General features: G+C 66.3%; 1 protein-coding gene. It reads right to left on the reverse strand.

Annotated features, from left to right (window positions below; all coding sequences use genetic code 11):
- On the reverse strand, window positions 1–335 hold a 335-nt coding region (locus EE949_RS28955; protein WP_164666855.1), incomplete at both ends, for an AMP-binding protein.

The raw sequence follows: 335 nt of genomic DNA on the forward strand, positions 1-335 counted from the left end.
GTGTAGGGGCCGCGGGTCAGCAGTTCGCCGGTCTGGCCATGAGCAACGTCATTCAGGTCGGTGTCCACCAGACGAACCTGGTCGAACGGCGACAATGGACGGCCCTGCGTATTGAGCACCACTTCCAGCGGATCGTCCGGGCGGGTGTAGCACAGCAGGCCCTCGGCCATGCCGAACACCTGTTGTATTTGGCAGTCCAGCGCTTCAAGCAGGTGGGCTGCCAGTGCCGGGTCCAGTCGCGAGCCGCCGACTTGCAGCAGCTTCAGGCTGGTCAGGTCGCTGTCCTCCCAGTCGCGCCCTTGGGCCCAGAGTTGCGCCAGCGGCGGGACCAGCGC

The organism is Pseudomonas viridiflava, assembly GCF_900602065.1.
Classification (GTDB): Bacteria; Pseudomonadota; Gammaproteobacteria; order Pseudomonadales; family Pseudomonadaceae; genus Aquipseudomonas.